General features: G+C 59.6%; 20 protein-coding genes. 8 read left to right on the forward strand and 12 right to left on the reverse strand.

What is annotated here, in order from left to right; all coding sequences use genetic code 11:
- Positions 1–188: 188 nt before the first annotated feature.
- Positions 189–1,232, reverse strand: a complete 1,044-nt coding sequence (locus QD336_RS16175; protein WP_499171360.1) for an ABC transporter substrate-binding protein — start codon at positions 1,230–1,232, stop codon at positions 189–191.
- A gap of 291 nt (positions 1,233–1,523) precedes the next feature.
- Here QD336_RS16175 and QD336_RS16180 point away from each other — a divergent pair, with 291 nt between their 5' ends.
- From QD336_RS16180 to QD336_RS16205, 6 genes are all read left to right on the forward strand, one after another.
- On the forward strand, positions 1,524–3,083 hold the full coding sequence (locus QD336_RS16180) for a VOC family protein (RefSeq protein ID WP_499171361.1): 1,560 nt from the start codon (positions 1,524–1,526) through the stop codon (positions 3,081–3,083).
- Between the two features lie 167 nt (positions 3,084–3,250).
- A complete protein-coding gene (locus tag QD336_RS16185) occupies positions 3,251–6,025 on the forward strand; it encodes a DUF2339 domain-containing protein (protein WP_499171362.1) in 2,775 nt (924 codons plus the stop codon).
- Between the two features lie 61 nt (positions 6,026–6,086).
- Positions 6,087–6,728 carry an HD domain-containing protein gene (locus QD336_RS16190; protein ID WP_499171363.1) on the forward strand — a complete coding sequence of 214 codons (642 nt, stop codon included), beginning with the start codon at positions 6,087–6,089 and terminating at the stop codon, positions 6,726–6,728.
- Between the two features lie 11 nt (positions 6,729–6,739).
- A complete protein-coding gene (locus tag QD336_RS16195; RefSeq protein ID WP_499171364.1) occupies positions 6,740–7,582 on the forward strand; it encodes an MOSC domain-containing protein in 843 nt (280 codons plus the stop codon).
- 72 nt (positions 7,583–7,654) lie between these two features.
- The gene (locus QD336_RS16200; protein WP_499171365.1) at positions 7,655–8,161 is read left to right on the forward strand and encodes a hypothetical protein; all 507 of its coding nucleotides are present in this window, start codon (positions 7,655–7,657) and stop codon (positions 8,159–8,161) included.
- A gap of 153 nt (positions 8,162–8,314) precedes the next feature.
- Entirely contained in the window at positions 8,315–9,529 is a 1,215-nt protein-coding gene (locus tag QD336_RS16205; RefSeq protein WP_499171366.1) for an MFS transporter, read from the forward strand.
- A 29-nt stretch (positions 9,530–9,558) separates the two neighbouring features.
- On the opposite strand, the gene recO is transcribed toward QD336_RS16205, so the two are convergent.
- From recO to rpoZ, 11 genes are all read right to left on the reverse strand, one after another.
- Complete coding sequence (gene recO, locus QD336_RS16210) at positions 9,559–10,323, reverse strand: DNA repair protein RecO (protein WP_269344134.1); 765 nt, start codon at positions 10,321–10,323, stop codon at positions 9,559–9,561.
- Between the two features lie 56 nt (positions 10,324–10,379).
- Positions 10,380–10,757 (reverse strand): response regulator, encoded by a 378-nt coding sequence (locus QD336_RS16215; RefSeq protein ID WP_269344135.1) that lies wholly within the window; start codon positions 10,755–10,757, stop codon positions 10,380–10,382.
- A 135-nt stretch (positions 10,758–10,892) separates the two neighbouring features.
- On the reverse strand, positions 10,893–11,645 hold the full coding sequence (locus tag QD336_RS16220; RefSeq protein ID WP_269344136.1) for a Crp/Fnr family transcriptional regulator: 753 nt from the start codon (positions 11,643–11,645) through the stop codon (positions 10,893–10,895).
- Between the two features lie 355 nt (positions 11,646–12,000).
- Positions 12,001–12,951, reverse strand: a complete 951-nt coding sequence (gene era, locus QD336_RS16225; protein ID WP_442864921.1) for a GTPase Era — start codon at positions 12,949–12,951, stop codon at positions 12,001–12,003.
- A gap of 85 nt (positions 12,952–13,036) precedes the next feature.
- Positions 13,037–13,750, reverse strand: a complete 714-nt coding sequence (rnc, locus tag QD336_RS16230) for a ribonuclease III (RefSeq protein ID WP_269344139.1) — start codon at positions 13,748–13,750, stop codon at positions 13,037–13,039.
- Positions 13,747–14,493 (reverse strand): signal peptidase I, encoded by a 747-nt coding sequence (gene lepB / locus QD336_RS16235; RefSeq protein ID WP_269344141.1) that lies wholly within the window; start codon positions 14,491–14,493, stop codon positions 13,747–13,749. Before lepB ends, rnc begins: the two co-directional genes overlap by 4 nt.
- Before the next feature lie 210 nt (positions 14,494–14,703).
- Positions 14,704–15,108 (reverse strand): holo-ACP synthase, encoded by a 405-nt coding sequence (gene acpS / locus QD336_RS16240; RefSeq protein ID WP_269344143.1) that lies wholly within the window; start codon positions 15,106–15,108, stop codon positions 14,704–14,706.
- Complete coding sequence (locus tag QD336_RS16245) at positions 15,105–15,683, reverse strand: DUF2062 domain-containing protein (protein WP_269344145.1); 579 nt, start codon at positions 15,681–15,683, stop codon at positions 15,105–15,107. The genes acpS and QD336_RS16245 overlap by 4 nt, the downstream gene beginning before the upstream one ends.
- 436 nt (positions 15,684–16,119) lie before the next feature.
- Positions 16,120–16,266 carry a hypothetical protein gene (locus QD336_RS16250; RefSeq protein ID WP_003496944.1) on the reverse strand — a complete coding sequence of 49 codons (147 nt, stop codon included), beginning with the start codon at positions 16,264–16,266 and terminating at the stop codon, positions 16,120–16,122.
- Positions 16,267–16,463: 197 nt separating this feature from the next.
- A complete protein-coding gene (locus tag QD336_RS16255) occupies positions 16,464–18,698 on the reverse strand; it encodes a RelA/SpoT family protein (protein ID WP_269344149.1) in 2,235 nt (744 codons plus the stop codon).
- Between the two features lie 132 nt (positions 18,699–18,830).
- Positions 18,831–19,223: a DNA-directed RNA polymerase subunit omega gene (gene rpoZ, locus QD336_RS16260; protein ID WP_020009554.1), complete on the reverse strand. Its 393-nt coding sequence runs from the start codon at positions 19,221–19,223 to the stop codon at positions 18,831–18,833.
- A gap of 393 nt (positions 19,224–19,616) precedes the next feature.
- Here rpoZ and QD336_RS16265 point away from each other — a divergent pair, with 393 nt between their 5' ends.
- Together QD336_RS16265 and QD336_RS16270 are read left to right on the forward strand one after the other, a co-directional pair.
- Positions 19,617–20,186: a LabA-like NYN domain-containing protein gene (locus tag QD336_RS16265; protein ID WP_003509957.1), complete on the forward strand. Its 570-nt coding sequence runs from the start codon at positions 19,617–19,619 to the stop codon at positions 20,184–20,186.
- 216 nt (positions 20,187–20,402) lie between these two features.
- Positions 20,403–21,902 carry a methyl-accepting chemotaxis protein gene (locus QD336_RS16270; RefSeq protein ID WP_499171367.1) on the forward strand — a complete coding sequence of 500 codons (1,500 nt, stop codon included), beginning with the start codon at positions 20,403–20,405 and terminating at the stop codon, positions 21,900–21,902.
- Positions 21,903–21,932 lie beyond the last annotated feature (30 nt).

The raw sequence follows: 21,932 nt of genomic DNA on the forward strand, positions 1-21,932 counted from the left end.
GCTGCCAGCTATACCGGCCTTGCCGCTTGTTTCTTCTCCCCGCCGGGGAGAAGGTGGCCCGAAGGGTCTGATAAGGGGGCGACGGCGGAGATGTGCGGAGAGTTTGCCCCCTCATCCCGCTGCCGCGGACTTCTCCGCGGCGGGGAGAAGAAACTCGCAGTGCCCGCCCGTTCCATCTGCACCGCCCCTCAGGGAAGCATGCGCTCTCCCTTGGCCGGCAGGTAGGTCGCGTCGAAGACCTGCTCCGCCTTGACGTTGCCCTTCAGACCAAGCGAAACCTTCAGCGTCTCGATGGAGGCCGCAAGCCGGGCCGGATCAACGCCGCCCATACCGTTTTCCACCACATAGGGCGTCTTGATATTCATGCTGTTGGCCATATTGAGGCGTTCGAGCTCAATGGTGCTGTCGAGCGTCTCGTTGCGCTTCAGCACCGCCGCCACGCCCTCTTCCGGGATCTTGACGGAATCGGCGAAGCCCTTGGCCAGCGCCTTCAGGAAACCCTTCACGGCATCAGGATTTTTCTCAGCGAAATCAGTGTTTACCAGCACCGCATTGCCATAGAGATTCAAGCCGTGCTCGGCCATCAGGATGGTCGAGATATCGTCATCGGCAATGCCCTGTTTCTTGAGATTGAGGATCACCGAAAAGGCAAAGCCGAAAACAGCATCGACATCGCCCTTGGCGAGCATCGGTTCACGCACCGGAAAACCGATCGATTCGATCTTGATCTTGCTGTCATCAAGGCCAGCAACCTGCTTGAAGGCCGGCCATTGTGCAAAAGCGCCATCCGGCGGCGGTGCGCCGAGTTTCTTGCCTTCCAGTGACTTCGGATCGCCGGTGACACCGAGCGACTTGCGGCCAACCACGGCAAATGTCGGGCGCTCATAGACCATATAAACGGCCTTGATTTTCTGGCTCGGATCTTCGTCGAGGAACTTCATCACCGAGTTGATATCTCCGAAACCCATCTGGTAGGCACCGGTCGCAACACGCGGGATGGCCTCGACCGAGCCGTTGCCGCTATCGATGGTGACATCCAGCCCTTCGGCCTTGAAATACCCCTTGTCCAGCGCCAGCAGGAAACCGGCAGCCGGCCCCTCGAATTTCCAGTCGAGCGTGAATTTCACCGGCGTTTCGGCACGAGCACCCGTTACCGGCAGCGAAACGCCCGTGACCGCACCGATGGCGGCAATGGCGAGCGTCTTCGACAACAACCTGCGCGTTAAAATCATCTATTCCCCCTGATGGTTTTGCTGGATTGGTTGCATAAGACCCAATTCCAACCCCCAAGGCAAGATAAAATTGCATACAAAATAGCCATTATTTTGTATGCTTATTTTATGCGCACCAATGATCGATATGCGGGCAAAAAGGCGGAGATTCTGCTCATCCCGCGTGCAACGAAGGCGCGGAAATATCGTTCACACAGAGAACACATCGTTCTCATTTGCCGGGGTTGCGGATCAGGGGCAGCGTGAGACAAATAGGGCCTCAAACAGCAGGCGAAACGGCGGGACGGCGACATGAATTCTGCACTTGGCATACACCACATCACCATGATCACCCGGAAGGTGCAGGCGAATGTGGATTTTTACGCCGGTTTCCTGGGGCTGCGGCTCGTCAAGCGGACGGCGGGTTTCGAAGACGCCATGCAGCTGCACCTGCTTTACGGCGATGACACCGCCTCGCCCGGTTCGCTGCTGACCTTTCTGGTCTGGGAAGATGGCGGCCAGGGCCGCGTCGGGTACGGACAGACATTGGAAATCTCCGTGGCGATCGATCCCGCCGCAATCGGTTTCTGGCTGACGCGGGCGCTGAAATTCGGCATGCGCGCCGAAGGTCCGTCGGATGAATTCGGCGCCCCCGTCATCCGGCTGAAAGACCCTGATGGCCTGATTGTGAAGCTTGTCGGCACCCATGCCTTTGCCGATGCGACGCCGCATGTGACGGCCGATATCTCCGCCGAAGACGCCATTCGCCGGATCTATGGCGCAACCATGCTGAGCGAGGTGCCGGAAGAAACCGTGGCGTTTCTTGAAAAACACTTCGGTTACCGGCAGGAAAGCCAGGCGGGCGCGATCCGCCGGCTTACCTCCGACAGCGGCGACATTATCGACGTGCGCGACGCGACCGGTTTCTGGTCCAGCGCGCCCGGCACCGGCACGGTCGACCACATCGCCTTCCGTGCAAAGGACATGGATGAGCTGAACTCGGTTCTCACCGGGTTGAAATCGCTGAATTCCAGCACCACCAACGCCCATGACCGGAAATATTTCCACTCGCTCTACGTCCGCGAACCGGGCGGCGTGCTGATTGAAATGGCGACCGATGGGCCCGGCATGACGGTGGACGAACCGCTGGCAACGCTCGGCAAAGAATTGTTCATTCCGCCGCTTTTCATGAAGGATGAGGCGGATGTGCGCGTCGCCCTGCCGCAATTTGCAATGCCGGGTGAAGAGCGGATCGTTTATCGCGACCTGCCCTTCGTGCACCGTTTTTATACGCCCGAAGAACCTGACGGCAGCACCATCATCCTGCTGCACGGTTCCGGCGGCAGTGAAACGAGCCTGATGCCGCTGGCGCACCGGGCGGCACCCGGCGCCACCCTTCTCGGCGTGCGCGGCCGCAGCACGGAAGAGGATATCGCCCGCTGGTTCCGACGCTTCCCGGATTTCAGCTTTGACCAGAAGGATATCGTCTCAGAAGCGGAGGCCTTCGCCGCCTTCGTGGAAGGAGCAATCCGCGCCTATGGTCTCGATCGCTCGAAACTGCGGTTTATCGGCCATTCCAATGGCGCGAACTTCTACGCGGCCTTTGCGGCGCTTTATCCGGAGCTTGCCGGCAACGCCCTGCTCTATCGCCCGATGCCGGTTCTCGACACATGGCCGGAGGCCGATCTTTCCGGCCGCGATTTCCTGCTTGTTGCGGGAGAACGCGACAAATATCGCGACAAGGCGGGCGAGTTGCAGGGCAGGCTTGCGGCAAGCGGCGCAAGGGCCGAGATGAAAACGGTCGAGGACGGGCACGAGCTGGGGCTTACCGATATCGAGGCGGCGCGGCACTGGCTGGCGGATGTTTCCTGATTGGAGTGCGCATGGGGTCGAGCGAATGCGCCTTGCGTTCTTCTCCCCGCCGGGGAGAAGAACGCGGCACTCGCTCGCTCTCCCCGTTACCCACACCTCCATCAACCGGGCCTTGCATAAACTCCCCAAAAGAGCTTTAAAAACAGCTTGGTAATTGGAGAGCCCGTTTGGACATCCCGCTGTTTATCCTCGCCCTTGTCGCGGCCTTCATCTACACGCTGGTCGCGAGCATCCGCAATTCAAGCCGAATCAAGTCTCTGGAGCGGGAGGTTCACAGCCTCAAGCGGCTGATGGCCGCAGGCGTTGCGGCTCCTGTGATGGCGCGGGTGGAGAGCGCGGAAACCGCGGAAACGGAAAGCGAAGCCGCGCCGGAAGCAACAGCCTTCCAGGCTGAATATGCATCCGAGCAGGAAGAAGCCGCAGCTACGGCAGCACCGGAAGAGGTCGTGCGAGACGAAGCCCAGCCTGCGCTTGCCGCAACGGCCGTTGAAGCACCGGCGGCGAAGGAAAGCTTCGAAAGCCTGCTCGGCGCGCGCTGGGCGGTTTGGGCCGGTGGACTGGCGCTGGCGCTTGGCGGTATTTTCCTCGTCAAATATTCGATCGAATCGGGTCTCCTGAGCCCGGCGGTCCGGCTGTCGCTCGCCGCCATTTTTGGCCTCGTGCTCGGGCTTGCCGGCGAGGCGATCCGCCGCAAGGCGGTGCCCGGCATCGCCACCACCTATTCCAACGCCATGATACCGGGCGTGCTGACGGCGGCCGGCGCATTGACGCTGTTCGGCGTGGTTTATGCAGCCTATGGCATTTACGACTATATCGGCCCGGGCACGGCATTTATCCTGCTTGGCCTCGTCGCCTTCGCCACCATCGGCCTGTCGTTGCTGCACGGACAGGCGCTGGCCGGTCTCGGCCTTCTCGGTTCGATGCTGACGCCAGCGCTGATTTCCACCGAGACGCCGAATATCTGGGCGCTTTTCGTCTTCCTGACGGTCGCGTGGCTTGCCACGGCAGCGGCCGCACGCCGGCAGGGCTGGACCGTGGTTCCGTCGCTTGGCAATGCCGGCCTCGGCCTCTGGGCGCTCGGCTATATCGGGTTTTCCGATACGATCAGTGCCGAACCGCCGACACTTGCCCTGCTCATCATGCTGGCCGGCACGATCTTCCTCTGGCCCGGAAAACAGCTCGACACCCCGCCCGCAGAAACGGCCGAAACAGCAGTTCCCGAGCGGCGCGCGGTTCGTATCATGCGGCTTCTGCTGCGTCCGTCGCTCGCCATCAATCTCACGGTATCCATGGCCGTGATCCTGCCGGCCATCGGCGTCCTCTTTGCCGAGGGCAGCATCGACACCCATCCGGCTGTGGTCGTTTCGGCGCTCATAGCTGCACTTGCCGCCCTTGGCGCTGCCCGCCACTATGCGGTCTGGCCCGCCATCATCGCCGCGCTCGGCGCGCAGGCTGCGGTATCGCTGATGTCGCGGCAGGGCATCGACTTCATCGGTCTCATCAATGATACCGGCGTAACGCTTCCGCCCGTCGGAACAGGTTACACCGCGGAAATAGCCATGGCACTCGGCCTCGGTGCGATCCTGGTGCTGTGCGCCTTCTCCTTCCTGAAACGCAAGGGCGCCGAAGATGCGGATTTCGCCCAGCTCTGGGCCGGCATCGCAGCACTTTTCCCGGTCTGGCTCGCCACGGCAAGCTTCGTCGAATATGGCAATCTCGGCCGTGACTGGCTGCACGCTGCTTATGGCCTCGGCCTCGGCTTCATGCTGATCGCAGGTGCCGAATGGCTGCACCGGCAGGACAACGAGACCTACCGCAAGTCGCTCAACATTCTCGTGCTCGGCTCCTTCGCCGCCTTCGCGCTTTGCCTGCACACGCTGACGGAAGGGCTTGTGACAACCGTGCTGCTTTCCGTCATTGGCTTCGCCTATGTGCTGGCGAGCCGCCAGCGCAACTGGGAGGTTCTGCCCTGGGTGATGGCGGTGGCAAGCGTTGCCGTTCTCGGCCGCATCGCCTGGGAACCCACCATCGTCGGGCCGCAAAATCTCGGCACCACGCCGGTCTTCAACGCGCTTCTGCCGGGTTATGGCATTCCCGCCCTTCTGGCCGTCGCCTCTGCCTGGCTGCTGCGTGACTGGCCGGGTGTCCGCGCCAAGAACTTCCTGCAGGCGATTGCCAGCGTCATGGGCCTTCTGGCTGTGGCCATCCTCATCCGCCATGCGATGAATGGCGGCACGCTGGATGACAGCGTACCGACACTTGGCGAACAGTCGATCTATACGCTGCTGACCATTGGCTTCTCAGGTGTCTTGATGACGCTCGATCTCAAGAGCCCCAGCCCCGTCTTCCGTTACGGTTCGATGATGGCCGGCGTGATTGCCGTCATCAACGTGCTGACGATGCATTTCTTCACGCTCAACCCCTATTTCACGGGCGAGAATACCGGCCGCATCCCGGTCCTCAACCTGCTGCTCATCGGTTACCTGTTGCCGGCGCTCGCCTATGGCGGCCTTGCCTATTATGCGCGGGGAAAACGTCCGCCGCCCTATGTCAGCATGCTGGCGGTGGCGGGTGCCGCACTCGGTTTTGCCTGGGCCACGCTTTCGGTGCGCCGTTTCTGGCAGGGCGAAAACATCGCCGACTGGAAGGGCTTCCTGCAGGGCGAGACCTACAGCTATTCGGTGGTCTGGCTGCTGATCGGTGTGCTGCTGCTCGTGCTCGGCTCGCGCTTTAATGCCCGCAGCCTGCGTCTGGCATCGGCCGCCTTCGTGCTGATCTCCGTCGCCAAGGCCTTCCTGATCGACATGAGCAATCTGGAAGGTGTGCTGAGAGCACTGTCCTTCATCGGGCTTGGCGCGGTGCTGATCGGCATTGGCCTGTTCTACCAGAAAATCCTCACCCGGAAGCCTGCCCTTCGCGACCCGCGACAAGCCGATACATGATGTCAATTGCGCGGGCGCGATTCCGCCTCTAAACAGCATTGCCAAAGCCGATGGAGTAGCAATGCAGGCCCAATCTTTCGCGCCTTATGAATCGCTTGCCGAAGCCCTGATACCGCATGCCGCGGATAGCGGCGACGGCTCGCACGATCTCGCCCATATTCATCGCGTCTTCCGCAACGCCATGCGCATCCATGAGCAGGAAGGTGGCAATGGCACCGTGCTGGCGGCGAGCGTGCTTTTGCATGATTGCGTGGCCGTGGAGAAGAACTCGCCCTTGCGCGCGCAGGCCTCGCGGCTGGCGGCGGAAAAAGCCTCGGGCATTCTGGACGGGCTCGGCTGGCAACGGCAGGATATCGACGCCGCCGCGCATGCCATCACCACCCACAGCTTTTCCGCCAATATCGAGCCGCAGACGCTGGAAGCGAAAATCCTTCAGGATGCCGACCGGCTGGATGCCATCGGCATGGTCGGGGCGGCGCGCTGCTTTTATATTGCCGGGCGCATGGGCTCGGCGCTTTATGATCCGGCCGATCCGCTGGCGAAGGAACGGCCGCTGGACGACCGCGCCTTCGCCATCGACCATTTCGAAACCAAGCTGTTCAAACTGGCCGACGGCTTTCGCACCGAAACGGGACGGCAGATGGCAGAAGCCCGCCATGAGCGGTTGAAACAGGTGCTGGACCTGTTTCTCGATGAGATTTGAGGAGACCGAAAATGCGTGTGACCGAACTCAACATCTATCCGCTGAAAAGCGCGCGCGGCATCGCCCTCTCCGAAAGCCACGTTTCGGCAGAAGGCCTGCCGGGCGACCGCCGCGCCATGCTGACCGACCCTTCCGGCCATTTCATCACCCAGCGTGAATTGCCGGATATCGCCACCGTGCTGGCGCGGCATGTGGATGGCGGCATGGCGCTTTCGCGCGAGAAGAACGGTGAGATTTTCGCACGCCCCTCCGGGCAGCGCATGGATGTGGCCGTGTGGAAATCGATCGTCAGCGCCAATATCGCCGATGACGACACCAACGACACGCTTTCGGCATGGCTCGGGCGCGAGGTGAAGCTCGCCTTTTTCGACGATGCCTCCAACCGCATTGCAAGCCTTGAATGGACGGGCAATGAAACGCCCGTCACCTTTGCCGATGGCTATCAGATCCTCGTCACCACCACCGCCTCGCTTGCCGCACTGAACGACAATATGCGCGACAATGGCGAGGACGCCGTGGGTATGGAACGGTTCCGGCCGAATATCGTGCTGGATACGGACGAAGCATGGGCGGAGGATCGCTGGGCGGCCATCGAGATCGGCGGCATTCGTTTCGATCTCGTCAAGCCCTGCGCCCGCTGCATCATGACCACGCAGGACCAGATGACCGGCTCCCGCGACGTGCCCTCCCCCATGAAGGCCATGGGCCGCATCCGCATGTCCGGAGACCGGCGCGTGCCGGGCCCGCTGTTCGGCTGGAACGTGACGCCGCGCGGTCAGGGCAGGCTCTCGGTCGGCGATGTGGCAAAGGTGGTGGAGGAACGGCCAGAGGGCTGGGAGATCAAGCGGCGGTAGGCGGAGTGAAATTATAAGTTGATTTCTAAAAAATAAAAATCAATCATAGGTTATATTTTCGGAGATAATGCCATGATCGATTTTCTCAACGCCATTTCGAATAATCACATATCTGTCGTTGCCACGATAGGGATATTGATGTGCCTGGCGGGCTTACTTTTATGCTTCTTTTCCGCAGGCAAAACCCATGGCGTGGTGCTTGCACTCGTCGGCGCGGTTTTCACCGCGCTACCCTTTATCACCAGCATGAAGGTCAATAAGGACGGGCTGGAAATTCTGACGAACAGCCAGGAAGTCAACACCAAGCTGGCGGCTTCGGTTGCGCAACAAACAAAGGCGATAGAAGAACTCAAGCTCGGTCTCGCAGCACTTGATACTGTTGTCAGGACCTTTGCAAAAGAGCCGTCGCTCGGCTCCAACAATTCCTTTGTGCCTCAGGTAGACTGGTCGGTTGTTCAGCAAAATCTGGGCACGTCAATCAACAATTCCGATACGCTTCTCGACGATATCCAGAAACGGCAGCAGAGCCTTGAAGGAATTCTCAACCGCAATGGCGCGCTGATAAACAAGATGTATTGAAGACGCCGTCCCATCAGCATCACGAATAGTGCCGTCAAGAAAAGTCGCTAGTGGGGCTGGCTGACAAAAGATAATATTCATCCCATCATAGAGGAATCCGCAGCAAGCCATGGCCCTTTCTTTTGGGCACGGCGCTGCGATGGGGGAATGTTCATGTCGCAAGCCACACGCCAGACCATGCCCTGGCTGATCATCGCAGCCGGGTCGCTGATTGCGGTCATGGCCTTCGGTCCCCGCTCGGCCATGGGCTTCTTCCAGTTGCCGATGCTTGCCGATACCGGCTGGGATCGCTCCACCTTCGGTCTCGCCATGGCCCTGCAGAACCTGTTCTGGGGCCTTGGCCAGCCGTTCTTCGGCGCAATCGCGGATAAATATGGCACGGGCCGCGTGCTGGTGCTTTCCGGCATCCTTTATGCCGCCGGCCTCATCTGCATGTCCTTCGGCACCTCGCCCTTCTGGCTGCATTTCGGCGGTGGCGTGCTTGTCGGGCTTGGCATTGCCGCCGGTTCCTTCAGCGTCATTCTCTCCGCCTTTGCGCGTCATGTCACGCCGCAGCAGCGTTCACTCGCCTTCGGCATCGGCACGGCGGCGGGTTCGGCCGGCATGTTCCTGTTTGCGCCCATCAGCCAGGGACTGATTTCCGCCTATGGCTGGTCGGACAGCCTCGTCTGGCTGGCCGCCATGATGATGCTGGTGCCACTGCTTGCTTTTCCCATGCGCGGCAATGCCTCCTCCGGCAGCCAGTCGCAGGCGCAGTTCCAGCAGACCGCTGGTGAAGCGCTGAAGGAAGCGCTTGGCCACAAGAGCTATCTGCTTCTGACCACCGGCTTTTTCGTCTGCGGCTTTCAGGTGGCCTTCATCACCGCGCATTTCCCGGCCTATCTCGGCGATATCGGCATCGAACCGCGTTACGCCGTCATTGCCATGGCGCTGATCGGCTTCTTTAATGTCATCGGGTCGCTCGCCGCCGGGGTTATCGCCCAGCGTTATTCGAAACCCTATCTGCTGGCCTATATCTATATCGCCCGTTCGGTCGTGGTCACGGCCTTCCTGCTGCTGCCGCAATCCCCGCTTTCGGTCATCCTCTTCGCCTCCGTCATGGGCGTTCTGTGGCTTTCCACCGTGCCGCCCACCAATGCGCTGGTGGCGATCATGTTCGGCACGCGCCATCTCGGCATGCTGGGCGGTGTGGTTTTCCTCACCCACCAGATCGGCTCGTTCCTCGGCGTCTGGCTGGGCGGTTTCCTCTACGACAGGTTCGGCACCTACGATATCGTCTGGTGGCTCGGCGTCGGCATGGGAATTTTTGCGGCCATCGTGCACTGGCCCATTCAGGAGCGGCCGGCGCCGCGCCCGGCAATGGCCTGAGATCAGAGCGCTTTCACTTTTGGAAAGGCCTATCCGGCCTTATCGAGCGCGGGCGGTGACGCCCTGCCTTCCAGCGCCTTCAGCGCCGCCTGCACGAAACCGTCGCGGGCGGCGTTTTCATTGAGGCCACGCGGATCGTAGACATGCCGGTTGAGGAAGTGAGCCGTCAGCCGGAAGGCGGCCGCGAGGCTCTCGCGATCGGCCGCCTTGGATTGCCCCTCGCCGAGAAAGGCGGGAAGCGCAAGCATCCTCTCCGCATAGGGTGCGCCCGCCGTGCGGCACACCGCCCTGCCCGTCTTCGGCGAGACATAGATGAGATCGGTGCGCAGCCCCGTTGCCGCACATTCGGTAAGATCAAGGCCGAAACCGAGCTCGTTCAGCACCGCCAGTTCGAAGCGCACGAAGAGTTCGCCGGCGTCGACGGGATCGTGGAGATTGTCGAGAATGATATCGAGCGCCTGGTAAAGATGCGGATGCGGATCACGCTCCGGCAGAAGCCTGAGCAGAGCGCCCATGGCCTGCACGCCAAAAACGGCGGTCGCCGTCTCCATCAGCTGTGCTGCGCGCAATTGCAGCGGCTCGATGCGGAATTCACCGAGATGGTCATGAAGCCGCGCCCGCCAGATGACATCCACCCGGTTTCCCGCCTGCAGCACCGGCTGCATTGTGCGAGACCGGCCGGAGCGCACCATTCCCAGATGGCGGCCGCGCGAAGGCGTCATCACCTCGGCGATGACACTCGTCTCGCCATGGCGTTTTACGCCGAGAATGATCGCCTCATCCTGCCACTGCATGAAACCTGTCCGAATTTCGATTCAAGCCCGATCATAACCGATCTGGCGGCGAAACGTTATTCTTTTACGGCATTTCCGGTGACGCCGACGAGGCTGAGGACAAAACCGATGACTTCGTTTTCACCGAAAGGCTTGCTGAGCAAGGGCGTGTGCAGGAGATCTTCCGGAAAACCCGTCGTATCGCCGTAGCCGCTGACGAAACCGAAGGCGATGCCCGCCTCGCGTAGCCCCCGCGCGAAATCGAAGCTCTTGCCGTCCGTCAGGCTGACATCGAGAAGCACACAGTCGGCGCTGTCCTCTTCCACGGCCTGCCTGGCCTGTGCCAGCGTGGTGGCGATGACGACGATTTCCACACCCATGGACTGGAGAACCGCTTCGACATCAAGCGCCACCAGATATTCATCCTCAACGATGATAACCCGTTGTGGCACCATATGTTTTCTTCTTCCTAAATGAGGGAGCCGCCGGGCTTGAGCCGCGTCTCCGAAATGATTCTCCAATGAGATATCACCACAGGAGTCGCAAATTAGGGCCCCACCGTCATTTAAAAAAGACATGTCGAAACAAAATCAGATGAAGGGTCTTTGACGCTTCTCGTCGCTTTCCCAGCCGGCCACATTGGCCAGCCCGGCGTTATCCAGCACCAGACAGCCCTTGTCCGTCCAGCGGATCAGGTCGCGATCGACCAGCTTTCTCAAGGTCTTGTTGGTGTGCACGATGGAAAGGCCAAGCGTATCTGCCACATGCTGCTGGGTGACGGGGATAGGCGTTTCGCCGCGCACGAGATTAACCGCCTTCGCCTTGCTATACAGGAATGCGATGAGATAGGCCGCACGCTCGAGCGCGGTGCGCCGGCCGATGCTGAGGAGATGGCTGTCGAGCATGCGTTCCTCGCTTGCCGCGATCCAGGTCAGGTCATAAGCAAGGCTCGGATGATCAGTGAAAAGGTTGTTGAGGCGCGAGCGCTCGAAGACACACAGGGTTACCGGTGAGAGCGCCTCCACCGAATGCTGCATTTCCCCCATCACCGTGCCCTGCAGACCGACGAGGTCACCCGGCATGACATAATTGAGGATCTGCCGCCGGCCGTCCTCCAGCGTCTTGTAACGGAAGGCCCAGCCCTGCAGGACGGTATAAAGATGGGCGCTGTGCGAACCTTCCATCAGGATGACCGAGCCGCTTTCCACCGCAAGTTCTCCGGTCTTGAAACGCGAGACGAAATCGAGCTCGGAAGAGGAAAAGTCCCGGAAATGCGGCAAGTCACGCAGGGGACAGTGCTGGCACGGTGTGGTGGAAATTCCGTTCGGTTTTTTTGGCGACATGAATATCCGTCATCGAAAAAGGTTGCGCCCAATTGTTTTGGAACAACCCGCCCGAAGGGTATTCGGTTCCCGATGAGGGGTGAAGATATTCAGATCGTTCGGAAATCCCGATATCTACCCGCGAGATAGGACGCAAAAGCAGTATTTGAGGATAGCCACACCGCCTGCATCGGCTCCAAACGCTTCCCGCCGTCATTCCGGCCCTGAGCCGGAATACAGCCGGCGCGCGCCGGAGGGTCCTTTTCAGCCCAAGGATCTGGGCCGGCCGGATACCGGCTCAAGGCCGGTATGACGGTTGTGTCGGCGATCCGCCGTTGCTCTGCGCCTATCCGGCAATTTTCAGTGCGAGGCCAATTTAACCCCGCGGGAACTCCAGCCCCATTTCGCGGAAGCGCTCGGGGTCGTCGCCCCAGTTTTCGCGCACCTTGACGAACAGGAAGAGATGCACCGGCTGCTCGAGGATTTCCGACAGTTCCTTGCGCGAGGCGGTGGAAATGGCCTTGATCGCATCGCCATTCTTGCCGAGCGCAATCTTCTTCTGGCTGTCGCGCTCGACATAGATCACCTGCTCGATGCGCACCGAGCCGTCCTTGCGCTCCTCCCACTTTTCCGTCTCGACATGCGAGGCATAGGGCAGTTCCTGATGCAGGCGCAGGAAGAGTTTTTCGCGGGTGATTTCGGCGGCGAGCTGGCGCATCGGCAGATCGGAAATCTGGTCTTCCGGATAATACCACGGGCCTTCCGGCAGTTCGGCGGCCAGATAGTTCATCAGGTCTTCACAGCCCGAGCCATTGGTGGCCGAGATCATGAAGGTACGGTCGAAAGCAACCGTTTCATTGGCGGCGGCGGCAAGCTTCAGAAGGTCTTCGCGTTTCACCTGGTCGATCTTGTTGAGGCAGAGGATCTTCTTCTGCGGAACGTCCTTCAGGCCTTCCAGAATGGTTTCCGCATCGCCCTTCAGCCCGCGCTCGCTATCGATCAGAAGCAGGATGAGATCGGCATCCTTGGCGCCACCCCAGGCGGAGGTGACCATGGCACGGTCGAGCCGGCGGCGCGGCTTGAAGATGCCGGGCGTGTCCATGAAGACGATCTGTGCATTGTCGTGAATGGCGATACCGCGCATCACAGCGCGCGTCGTCTGCACCTTGTGGCTGACGATCGACACCTTGGCGCCCACCAGCCGGTTGACCAGCGTCGACTTGCCGGCATTGGTCGGGCCGATAAGGGCCACAAAGCCGGAGCGGGTCGGAAGGGCGGCATCTTCGCCTGTTACGGCGGGGTTTTCGTGATCGGTCATGGTATCCATTCAAGGTCAGAGGTATTCAACATGCGGCCAAAGGGTCCGCCATGCGCTCGATTGTCAGCACCCGGTCGTCGCCGGGCGCTCAGTCTCAGGTGGAGGACTTCTGCCAGACGCCTTCGCGTTCCAGCAATCTGGTTGCCGCCACCTGCTCGGCCGCGCGCTTGGAGCGCTCGACACCGGTTTCCGGCTTCACGCCGGGAATTTCCACCGTCACGGTGAAGCGTGGATCGTGATCCGGTCCGGAGCGATCGTCAACCCGATAAGAGGGCGTGGTCGCAAATCTCGCATGCGCCCATTCCTGCAATTCCGTCTTGGCGTCGCGCCGCCCGGCATCCACGCTTGTCGCACGGCTCTGCCAGTATTTCAGAATGAATTTGCGCGATGCTTCCAGCCCGCCATCCAGATAGATGGTGGCGATCAGGCTTTCGACCACATCGGCGCGCACGTTGAGCATCGCCTTGCCGGTGAGCTTCTTCACGTCCGATCCGGTGCGGATGAAATTATGCAAACCCATCTCGTCGCCGATCGAAGCACAGGATTCGGCGCTGACAAGCTGGTTCAGGCGAACGGAAAGCTCGCCTTCGGTGGCGTTGCGAAAGATGGAGAACAACAATTCGGCAACGCAGAGGCCGAGAACGCGATCGCCCAGAAATTCCAGCCGCTCGTAATTGCCGGCCGCGGCAGAGCGCGCACTGGCATGGGTCAAGGCCCGGTCGAGCCGGGCCTTGTCCTTGAATTCATATCCGATCAACGCTTCCAGACGGGAAATCTCGTCCGCCGAAAGCGGCTTGCTCTTGCTCATCCCACAACCTTGAACAGGCGGTCCCAACGCATGTTGGCCGGCCATTCCCAAATGCGGCTGAACGGCGTGTCGTTGCCCAGCGAGAAGAAGATGACGCTGGCGCGGCCGATCAGGTTTTCTTCCGGCACGAAACCGACGTCGAAGCGGCTGTCGAGCGAATTGTCGCGATTGTCGCCCATCATGAAATAATGGCCTTCCGGCACCACGAATTCGCGGGTGTTGTCGCCGCGCGAGTCGGGCGACTGGTCGAGCGTGTCGTAGGTTACGCCATTGTCGAGCGTTTCGCGGAAGACCGGCACATTGGTGCCCGGATCCGCACGGTAATCCGAGGTGAAGGCGCCGTCCGGCTGCTTTGGAACCGGCTGGCCGTTGATGAACAGCACGCCGTTCGTCACCTGGATGCGGTCACCGGGCAGGCCTACGAGGCGCTTGATGTAATCCACTTCAGGATTGGGCGGCAGGCGGAAGACCACGACATCGCCACGCTTCGGCTTGCTGAATTCAAGAATGCGGCCGGAGAACAGGTTCGGCGAAAAGGGCAGCGAATATTTCGAATAGCCGTAGGAGAACTTGTTGACGAAAAGATAGTCGCCAACCAGAAGCGTCGGCATCATCGAGCCCGACGGGATCGTGAAGGGCTGAAACAGCACGGTGCGGATGACCATGGCCAGCAGCAGCGCCTGAATGATGACCTTGACGTTCTCCCAGAGGGCGTTCTGCTTCTTCTCAGCTTTTTCCGACACTTATAGACCTGCCTGATTGTGTTTCCCGGCTTCTTCGGCTTCACGAAGCTCGCCGGGCCGTTGTTTGTCGCGCCTGCGGCGGGTGAAGCGGTTTCACGCAGCCGGCAACGCTTTCATATTTCTGCGACTTCTCTAGAACCTTTCCAGCCCGAAGGGAAGCGCTTCTGTCATACGCCCGCAAATAGAGCGCCAATGCGGCCTCACCGGGTCTCAGCCGTTCACGGGAACCGCCTCGATAATCACAAATGCCTGAGCGTAAGGGAAATCATCCGTGATCGTCAGATGGATATTGGCGCGGTGGCCGGCGGGCAGCATGGCCGCCAGCCTCTGCCCTGCCCCATTGGTCAGGATCATGGTCGGCTTGCCGCCCGGCAGGTTGACGACGCCCATATCCTTCCAGAAAACGCCGTTTGCAAGGCCGGTTCCAAGCGCCTTTGAGCAGGCTTCCTTGGCGGCGAAACGCTTGGCATAGGAAGCGGCGCGGTTTTTCCGGCCATCCGATTTCGCCCGCTCGATATCGGTGAAACAGCGATGGGTGAAGCGCTCGCCGAAACGTTCGATCGATTTTTCGACGCGGCGGATATCGATCAGGTCGCTGCCCAGTCCAATGATCATTTCAACATCTCCAGGGAAGCATTCTTGTTGGCGGCGCGGTGCGCGAGATTTTCCATCTTGCGCCGCTGGAAACCGCTGATGAGGCCGTAAACGGCGATATAGGCGATGACCGCGCTGATGGCAGCCGGAAACACCGCACCGATGGTCATGGGTTCCAGAACCGGTGTCCATATCTGCCGGAATTCGAGATGGCTGAACAGCGCAACGAAATCCACATGCGCCGCACTTTCCGTCTTCTGCCGGCCAAGGATGAAATGCCCCAGTTCCCAGGTGGATGCCCAGATGAAGGGAAATGTCAGCGGGTTGGCGAAGGTGGTGCCGAGTGCTGCCGCCACGAGATTGACGCGCATCAGAAAACCGAGCGCCATGGCGATGAGGATATGAACACCGAGAAACGGTGTCCACGCCACGCCGACACCGAGCGCAACGCCGGCGGCAACCGAATGCGGAGAGGCGGACAGCCTGAGCAGACGCAGCTTCATATAGCGCAGCGAACGGGAAAAACCCGTGCGCGGCCAGAAGAGGTCGCGAATCTTCTCTGAAAAACCAACGGGTTCACGGCGGCGAAACGGCATGGAGGGCAGTCTATTTCATCGCCCGGGCCGAGCCAAGTGCATCGTGGACGACGCAGGGATTCTTTTGCAGGCGCATTTTCTTCCGTCATTCCGGCCTTAAGCCGGAATCCAGCCAACGCGCGTCCGCGCGGCGAGAGGAATTCTTTCAGCCCAAGGACTTGGGCTGGCTGAATGCCGGATCAAGTCCGGCATGACGGACGCGGGATATTACGAATGCAGTGGATATCGCACCTTCGATATCAGTCCCAATTTAGTGTCGTACGTTACGAAGGGGACTGAGCCGGTTTTTCTGCGGCACATTTGTCTACCTGTTCGGGACAACCGCCTGAAGCGCACATTCACATAGTTTTACGAGACACAGGTGCACAGGCACGACTGTTGCCGTGCACCTTTTCAGTCCATACGCATTGCAAATACCTGCCATGCGCTGAGCGCATTACCGGCGGAACAGGCCGCGGTCGATTTCGCGCTGGCGGAACTCGAGGTCGACATTCGATACCGAGCCGCTGAGATATTCGAATTCGCGTTCCTGGGTGGTCTTGCCACGAACGGCGCGGGCGATCTTGCGAAGCGGAGTAAACATGATTTTCGGTCCTTTCGGTTTGGAACTGGCGTTTCTCATCGGTGTTCATCCACCGGCACGCCGCGTTTCCTTCTCTTCAATTTCTGAAAGGAAGATAGTCGCAAACCGCCCCTGCGACCAGAGACAGGAAAAGGCCGCTGCCATGCACTCAACGCATAACAACGGCCTTTCTGAATATATGAACGCTCAAAAATGCCTCAATCGAAGGCACGCGTCACGGTCGAAACGCAATCAAGGTCCTTGAGCTGCGACAGGAGCTGGTTCAGCTGCCGCAAATCCCAGACTTCGACATCCAGCGCCAGCTCGGAGAAATCCGTGCCGATGCGGACCATGTTGAGCCCACGAATATTGACATCCAGCGTCGCGATCGATTGCGCCACGGAGGCGAGCGTGCCCGGCTCGTTCAGCGCATTGATCATCACCCGCGCCATGAAGCGAGATTTGTTCGCCTCATCGAGGTCCCAGCGCACATCGATCCAGCGCTCCGGCTCGTCGTCGAAGCGTTGCAGCGCCGGCGCCTGGATGGGATATATGGTGATGCCCTTGCCCTTTTCCATGATGCCGACGATGCGGTCACCCGGAACGGCGCCAGCCGCACCGAAATGCACGTCGACATTGCCGGAAAGACCACGAATGGGCAGCGGGTCCGGCCCATCCAGCATCTCGGCCGCACCGTCATCTTCCAGAGCGGAGCGTGACTTGCCGGGAATCTTGAAGACCATGCCGGAGGCGCTGCGCATGTTGAACCAGCCATCGTCGCCGGTCATCTTCACCGTCACGCGCTCATCCTGATAATCCGGATAGACCGCACGCAGCACATCGAGCGAAGAAACCTCGCCGCGGCCGACGGCGGCGATGGCGTCCTCCACATCCTTCTGCGCCAGACGATGCAGCACGGGCTTCAGCGCTTCACGGGAGAAGGCCTTGCCGGCGCGCTCGAAGGTGCGCTCCAGAATACGATAACCGAGGCCGGAATATTGCTTGCGGATGGCCATGCGGGTGGCGCGGCGAATGGCCGAGCGAGCCTTGCCCGTCACCACCACCTCTTCCCACGCGGCAGGGGGCACCTGCACGCCGGAGCGGATGATCTCGACCTCGTCGCCATTGTTGAGCCGGGTCACGAGCGGCATGATCCGCCCGTTGATCTTGGCGCCAACGGTGGTGTCACCGATATTGGTGTGAACGGCATAGGCGAAATCGATGGGGGTCGCACCGCGCGGCAGGGCAATCAGCTTACCCTTGGGCGTGAAGCAGAACACCTGGTCCTGGAAGAGTTCGAGCTTGGTATGCTCGAGGAACTCTTCGGGGCTGTCGCCTTCGGCCAGCGATTCAATGGTGTGGCGCAGCCAGGAATAGGCATTGCTTTCTTTCGAAAGCAGATCGCCCTCCCCGTTTTCACCATCCTTGTAAAGCGCATGGGCGGCGATGCCGAATTCGGCGATCTCATGCATGCGTTTGGTGCGGATCTGCAGCTCGATACGCTGGCGCGACGGGCCGACGATGGTGGTGTGAATGGAACGATAGTCGTTCTGCTTCGGGGTGGAGATGTAGTCCTTGAAGCGGCCCGGCACCACGCGCCAGCGTGTGTGCACGATGCCCAGCGCCCGGTAGCAGGAGGGAATGTCGTCCACCAGAATGCGGAAACCGTAAACATCGGAAAGCTGCTCGAAGGAGAGCGACTTCGACTGCATCTTGCGGAACACCGAATAGGGCTTCTTCTGCCGCCCCTTGACATTGGCGCCGAGCAGGCCGTTTGCCACCAGCAGCTCGCGCAACTCGTCCTCGATCTTCTTGATCAGGCCCTCATTGCGCGTTTCCAGTTCCTGCAGGCGGTTGGTCACCGTCTCATAGGCTTCCGGATTGAGATAACGGAAGGACAGGTCCTCCAGCTCGTCGCGCATGTCCTGCATGCCCATGCGGCCGGCAAGCGGCGCATAGATTTCCATCGTCTCCTCGGAAATGCGGCTGCGCTTGTCAGCCGGCATGTATTCCATGGTACGCATATTGTGCAGGCGGTCGGCGAGCTTCACCAGGAGAACGCGCACATCGTCGGAAATGGCGAGCAGCAGCTTGCGCAGGTTTTCGGCCTGCTTGGCCTTGCGGGTGACGAGATCGAGCTTCTTGAGCTTGGTGAGCCCCTCCACCAGCCTGCCGATGTCTTCGCCGAACAGTTCATCGATTTCAGCGCGGGTGGCGGTGGTGTCCTCGATCGTATCGTGCAGCAGCGCCACCGCGATGGTCGACTCGTCGAGGTGCATTTCGGTGAGGATGGCGGCAACTTCCAGCGGATGCGAAATATAGGGGTCGCCATTGGCCCGCTTCTGCTGGCCATGCTTCTGCATCGCGTAAACATAGGCCTTGTTCAGCAGGGCCTCATTCGCATCCGGTTTATATTTTTGAACCCGCTCAACGAGTTCGTATTGCCGCATCATGCGATATTCCACAAAAAGAAAGCGCGCCAACCTGAGGGTCGGCGCACAATGCTGCATCAATAGGGATCAGATTATGACGGCAACTATTGACAGACGGTAACCGCCGCCTGCCAAAGGCATCATAAAATCCTATCAATAGTCGTCATTTTTTTCCGGCGGCACAAGGCCTTCGATACCGGCCAGCAGTTCTTCTTCCGACATCTGGTCGAAAGTGACGGTTTCCGGCTGGTCGTCGTCTTCGCCATCGGCAATGGCGGAGGCAGCGAGCGTGACCGGATCGGGCTCGGGCTCGTCAACTTCCACGTGCTTCTGCAGCGAATGGATCAGGTCTTCCTTCAGGTCGTCGGGAGACAGCGTCTCGTCGGCGATTTCGCGCAGCGCCACAACCGGGTTCTTGTCGTTATCGCGGTCAACCGTGATGGAAGAGCCCTGGGAAATCTGGCGCGCACGGTGGCTGGCGAGAAGCACGAGCTCGAAACGGTTGTCTACTTTATCAATGCAATCTTCAACTGTGACGCGGGCCATTGCCTGTCCTTTGCGGGTCGTAATGTCGTGGATCAGAGCGCCGTGCGGTCTTCAGGATGCACAAGGGTTGCTCTAACCTATTGAATCTGCGCTTCGTGCCTTGCGAAAAACACTTGCGATTTTTCGCGACGAAGCTTTCCAGCTTCCGATACAGCCATTGGCCGCGGAATTCAAGTTTTTCCTGTCTTTGGCGTCTTTTGACACCTTATTCACCATGTTTGGCGTCTGATGAACAAAATGTCCAGAAGAATTGTCTTGGAATACGGGGGAAGGTAGCTTACTTAAATCGCAACGGCTTTGCGCGAAATTCGTTGATACGACAATGATTTTTCGCGTCATCGACCGGATATAAAAGCCAGATAATGGCCTTTCCAAAAAAAGGAATGGGATGGAATGTTCGATCCACGGGAGAAAATTGCGCTCTTTATAGATGGAGCCAATCTTTATGCAGCATCGAAAAGCCTGGGATTCGATATCGACTACCGCAAGCTTCTGAAAGCGTTTCAGAAGCGTGGATACCTGCTGCGTGCCTATTATTATACCGCACTCATCGAAGATCAGGAATATTCCTCGATCCGCCCGCTGATCGATTGGCTGGACTATAACGGCTACAAGGTCGTGACGAAGCCGGCGAAGGAATTCACCGACGCGCTCGGCCGCCGCAAGATCAAGGGCAACATGGATATCGAACTGGCAGTCGATGCCATGGAGCAATCCGAGACCGTCGATCATCTGGTGCTGTTTTCCGGCGACGGCGATTTCACCACGCTGGTGGACGCGCTGCAGCGCAAGGGCCGCAAGGTGTCCGTTGTCTCCACCATGGCAACGCAACCCGCCATGATTGCAGACGATCTGCGCAGGCAGGCCGACCACTTCATCGATCTGATGACACTGAAGGCCGAAATCGGGCGCGACCCGAACGAGCGCCCTGTTCGTCACGCCGAAGGCCCCGAGACGGTCTGATCCGGCTTTTCTGATCGCCGACATTACCCTGACGCGCCCGTCTGAAAACGGGCGCGTTTTTGTTTGAAGCCTTTCCGGCAAGGCAAAAATTCCTTTTAAAATTAACAAACATCAAATCAGGCCAGTCAAAATTATACCTTGGTTAATTTTAGACGTGTCTAAATCACGCAACGGTACCAGAGACGTTATTTGGGTGCCAAAGCAGGATGACAAGACATGCACGGCCAAGCAAAAACCGACCACCAACTCAATGAAAGACTGGATTTTCTGGGCCTTGGCCAGGAACAACGGCAAAATCTTTCGGATGTGAAGGATGTCATTGTCGGCTCTCTCGATGCGTCTCTCGATCGCTTCTACGCAAAGGCGCGTGCCGTGCCGGAAACGGCGAAGTTCTTCGCCAACGAAGCGCATATTCAGCACGCCAAGAGCATGCAGCTCAAACATTGGGAACGAATCGCTTCCGGCACCTTCAACGCCGATTACACCAATGCGGTGACGACCATCGGCCGCACCCATGCGCGGCTGGGTCTGGAGCCGAGATGGTATATTGGTGGTTACGCGCTGATATTGGACGGCATCATCAAGGCCATCATCGATTCCGGTGTGAAGGGCATCTTCATGGAGAAGAAGGCCAGAAAAACCAGGGATGCGCTGTCCGCGACCATCAAGGCCGCCCTTCTCGACATGGATTATTCCATCTCCGTCTATCTCGATGTGCTTGCCACTGAGCGGCAAAAGGTGGAGGCCGAGCAGGCGCAGATGAAGAAGGAGCAGGAGCATGTTCTGGAACTGCTCAACAGCGCCCTTGGCAGGCTGGCAGATGGCGACCTCGCCACCGGCATCAGCGAAAAGACCGCCCCGCAATTCGAAGGGCTGATCGCCAATTTCAACGCCGCCGTCGGCAATCTCTCCGGCACCTTCGCGCAGATCATCGAGGAAGCGAACAAGGTTTCAGGCAATACGCGTGAACTCACCTCCGCGACCGACGACATGGCGCGCCGGACCGAGCAGCAGGCGGCCGCCCTTGAGCAAACCGCCGCCGCCGTCGAGGAAATCACCACCATTTCCAAACTCTCGGCGCAACGCTCCGAAGAGGCCAAGGCCATCGTCGAAAGCTCCGCCGTCGAAGCCGCGCGCTCGCGCGATGTGGTGACGGATGCGGTGAAGGCCATGGGCGCCATCGAGGAATCGTCGCAGAAGATCACCCAGATCATTTCCGTCATCGACGAGATTTCGTTCCAGACCAACCTTCTGGCGCTGAATGCCGGCGTGGAAGCGGCGCGTGCCGGAGAGGCCGGCAAGGGCTTTGCCGTCGTCGCCCAGGAAGTGCGCGAACTCGCACAGCGCTCCGCCACCGCCGCCAAGGAAATCAAGACGCTGATCGCCAAGTCTTCCGAAGATGTGATGCAGGGTGTTTCACTGGTCAACAAGACGGGTGAATCCTTGAATACGATCGGCAACAAGGTGGATCACATCCAGGAACATATCGCCTCGCTGACCAAGGCGGCGCAGGAACAGTCCGTCGGCATTCAGGAAATCAGTGCTGCGATCAACAGCATGGATAATCTGACCCAGAAGAATGCGGCCATGGTGGAAGAAACCAATGCGGCGACGCATAATCTGAGTGATGTCAGCGCCAATCTGGCGGCACTTGTCAGCCGGTTCAGCGTTTCGGCAACAAGGGCGCATGTGGAGCGGACGTACCGGGCGGCGTGAAAGACGACCTGGCTACATCCACCTCGTCAT

This window comes from Rhizobium sp. BR 250 (assembly GCF_047445855.1).
GTDB classification, from domain to species: domain Bacteria; phylum Pseudomonadota; class Alphaproteobacteria; order Rhizobiales; family Rhizobiaceae; genus Agrobacterium; species Agrobacterium tumefaciens_I.

Bases quoted from the DNA above. Each gene is read 5' to 3' on its own strand.
- rnc (WP_269344139.1), bottom strand. From the start codon at position 13,750: ATGAGCAAGAGCAAGCCGCTTTCGGCGGACGAGATTTCCCGTCTGGAA.
- rpoZ (WP_020009554.1), bottom strand. From the start codon at position 19,223: ATGGCCCGCGTCACAGTTGAAGATTGCATTGATAAAGTAGACAACCGT.
- QD336_RS16180 (WP_499171361.1), top strand. From the start codon at position 1,524: ATGAATTCTGCACTTGGCATACACCACATCACCATGATCACCCGGAAG.
- QD336_RS16200 (WP_499171365.1), top strand. From the start codon at position 7,655: ATGATCGATTTTCTCAACGCCATTTCGAATAATCACATATCTGTCGTT.
- QD336_RS16175 (WP_499171360.1), bottom strand. From the start codon at position 1,232: ATGATTTTAACGCGCAGGTTGTTGTCGAAGACGCTCGCCATTGCCGCC.
- acpS (WP_269344143.1), bottom strand. From the start codon at position 15,108: ATGATCATTGGACTGGGCAGCGACCTGATCGATATCCGCCGCGTCGAA.
- era (WP_442864921.1), bottom strand. From the start codon at position 12,951: ATGGATACCATGACCGATCACGAAAACCCCGCCGTAACAGGCGAAGAT.
- QD336_RS16205 (WP_499171366.1), top strand. From the start codon at position 8,315: ATGTCGCAAGCCACACGCCAGACCATGCCCTGGCTGATCATCGCAGCC.
- QD336_RS16270 (WP_499171367.1), top strand. From the start codon at position 20,403: ATGCACGGCCAAGCAAAAACCGACCACCAACTCAATGAAAGACTGGAT.
- QD336_RS16190 (WP_499171363.1), top strand. From the start codon at position 6,087: ATGCAGGCCCAATCTTTCGCGCCTTATGAATCGCTTGCCGAAGCCCTG.
- QD336_RS16220 (WP_269344136.1), bottom strand. From the start codon at position 11,645: ATGTCGCCAAAAAAACCGAACGGAATTTCCACCACACCGTGCCAGCAC.
- QD336_RS16265 (WP_003509957.1), top strand. From the start codon at position 19,617: ATGTTCGATCCACGGGAGAAAATTGCGCTCTTTATAGATGGAGCCAAT.
- QD336_RS16255 (WP_269344149.1), bottom strand. From the start codon at position 18,698: ATGATGCGGCAATACGAACTCGTTGAGCGGGTTCAAAAATATAAACCG.
- QD336_RS16195 (WP_499171364.1), top strand. From the start codon at position 6,740: ATGCGTGTGACCGAACTCAACATCTATCCGCTGAAAAGCGCGCGCGGC.
- QD336_RS16250 (WP_003496944.1), bottom strand. From the start codon at position 16,266: ATGTTTACTCCGCTTCGCAAGATCGCCCGCGCCGTTCGTGGCAAGACC.
- QD336_RS16245 (WP_269344145.1), bottom strand. From the start codon at position 15,683: ATGCCGTTTCGCCGCCGTGAACCCGTTGGTTTTTCAGAGAAGATTCGC.
- recO (WP_269344134.1), bottom strand. From the start codon at position 10,323: ATGCAGTGGCAGGATGAGGCGATCATTCTCGGCGTAAAACGCCATGGC.
- QD336_RS16215 (WP_269344135.1), bottom strand. From the start codon at position 10,757: ATGGTGCCACAACGGGTTATCATCGTTGAGGATGAATATCTGGTGGCG.